This window comes from uncultured Fibrobacter sp. (assembly GCF_937877005.1).
In the GTDB taxonomy this organism is placed as follows: Bacteria; Fibrobacterota; Fibrobacteria; order Fibrobacterales; family Fibrobacteraceae; genus Fibrobacter.
The window spans coordinates 1-1924 of the sequence record NZ_CALEFV010000333.1; the positions used below are offsets into that span (position 1 = coordinate 1).

The following is a 1924-nucleotide window of genomic DNA, read 5'->3' on the forward strand; positions in this document are numbered from 1 at the left end:
GCCGTTTACAAATACTTTGTATTCAAAGCGAACCTTGAGGCCTTCGCGAATCATCGAGGTTTCGACATCTACGAAATCGCCGTAGCGGGTGGGTTGCTTGAACTTGACATTGAGCTCAAGGACGGGGGCTCCGAAACCTTCGGCTTCCATGTCGGCGTAGCTTGCGCCCGCGGTGCGGAAATATTCGGTACGGGCCTGTTCGAACCACACGGCGTAAACGGAGTGGTGGACAATTCCCATCTGGTCGGTTTCCGCGTAGCGGACTTCAATATGGGCGGTGTGCTTGTAGGTGCAAATTTCCATGCCCAAAATATATAAAACTCGTCAAATTAACTTGTTGCCAATGCCGAAAAAAAGACTATATTGTAGAGTATAATATTGAGGAGGATTAATGAAATCGTTATCTATAACGAGCTTTTTCAAAACAGGCGTGGTGTTTTTGCCCTTTGTGTTTGCGGCATGTTCGACAGACGAGTCATCTTCGGAATGGGTGCGTCCCGATAGCTTCGGAGATGCCTTGTATGAACGCCATTTAGGTAAAGGCACGAGCGCCAAGTTTGATTGCACGGTATATTCCCAGAACAATCACGTAACGCTCGAAATGAATTTCAACGCGATGGCCTACCAATCCACGATGAATGCGGTGTACGATTTCGATGTGGGTGACCCTACCACATTTTATATCGATATGGTGTTGTCGGGCATATTCCAGGATGAAGCGACCGAAGCCTGCTCTTCCCTTAAGGAGAACAACGAAGGCATGAAGGTGTCGTGTTCCCATTCCCATGTAAGTGGCAAGATGGAAATGGAATCTGTGAATTCGTCCTCGACATCGCTGGTCCTTGGTACAATGGTGTCTAAGTTCAAAAACCAGTGCGACGATTTCTATGATACCTATAAAGAGATTATGTCGGAGTTCCCGGGAAGTTGGAATAATGGCGATGCTGAACCTGCCGAGCCGGCCCTGCTCTGCGATGTGAATCTTACTGACGATGCCCTTCACATGAATGTCGACTATTCGACGAGGTCGATGGCCATGGAAGTTACCCATTATAGTATTAATGGTGAGCCTATGGGGGCGTTTAGGGTCGCAGAGTCCTATGCCGGAGTTCCGGCGGATACGCTTGCGATGATTTGCAACGCTTATCGTCAAGAATCCGATATTTCTGGCGTATATTGCGAAGGCTCGACCATATCTTACTTGGCTCCCGAAATGCAGGAAGGTCAGATTTTGACCCTCGAAGACATGGCCGTAGTCTATAAAAAGGAAGTTTGCCCGGGTCTTTTGGACGGTTCGCTCAGTATGGAAGACTTGTGGTTTAATGACTAATCTATAACTAGTTGCTGTTGAATAATTTAGCCCCTTTTCTCGGTGAAAAGGGGTTCTTTTTTTGGCTTTTCAAAACTATTCACAATCTATTCACACTCTTTTATCTAGTATGTAGACAGATTTCTTGAAAAAAATGAAAAATTTTTGCTTTTTTTGACGATTTTCGTTGACAAAACCCAATAAAACTTATTAAATTTGGCTCACTCCTATGTTCAGTAATGAAACTAGGGTGTGCCAAAGTAGCTCAGCTGGTAGAGCAGCTGATTTGTAATCAGCCGGTCGTAGGTTCGATTCCTATCTTTGGCTTAGACATAATGGGTCGTTGCCCGAGTGGTTAAAGGGGACGGACTGTAAATCCGTTGGCTTACGCCTACCGTGGTTCGAAACCACGACGGCCCACGACAAAACGCCCACTGGTGCGAGAGAGCGCGCCAGTGGGCAAAATGCCCAGGTAGCTCAGTGGTAGAGCACTTCCTTGGTAAGGAAGAGGTCTCGGGTCCGACTCCCGATCTGGGCTCTCACTAAATGGAGATAGAATCATGGCAAAAGAACATTTTGACAGAAGCAAGCCGCACTGCAACATCGGCACCATCG

General features: G+C 46.9%; 2 protein-coding genes and 3 tRNA genes. 4 read left to right on the forward strand and 1 reads right to left on the reverse strand.

Annotated elements, in window-relative coordinates; genetic code table 11:
• Nucleotides 1–303, reverse strand: a 303-nt coding sequence (locus tag Q0628_RS14675) for a thioesterase family protein (RefSeq protein WP_298772254.1), incomplete at its 3' end; no start/stop codon positions are given.
• Between the two features lie 88 nt (nt 304–391).
• Here Q0628_RS14675 and Q0628_RS14680 point away from each other — a divergent pair.
• From Q0628_RS14680 to Q0628_RS14695, 4 genes are all read left to right on the forward strand, one after another.
• Nucleotides 392–1330 (forward strand): hypothetical protein, encoded by a 939-nt coding sequence (locus Q0628_RS14680; RefSeq protein WP_298772256.1) that lies wholly within the window; start codon nt 392–394, stop codon nt 1328–1330.
• A gap of 233 nt (nt 1331–1563) precedes the next feature.
• Nucleotides 1564–1636: transfer RNA gene (locus Q0628_RS14685), tRNA-Thr, on the forward strand.
• Nucleotides 1637–1646: 10 nt separating this feature from the next.
• Nucleotides 1647–1729: transfer RNA gene (locus tag Q0628_RS14690), tRNA-Tyr, on the forward strand.
• Nucleotides 1730–1775: 46 nt separating this feature from the next.
• Nucleotides 1776–1847: transfer RNA gene (locus Q0628_RS14695), tRNA-Thr, on the forward strand.
• Nucleotides 1848–1924: the final 77 nt, after the last annotated feature.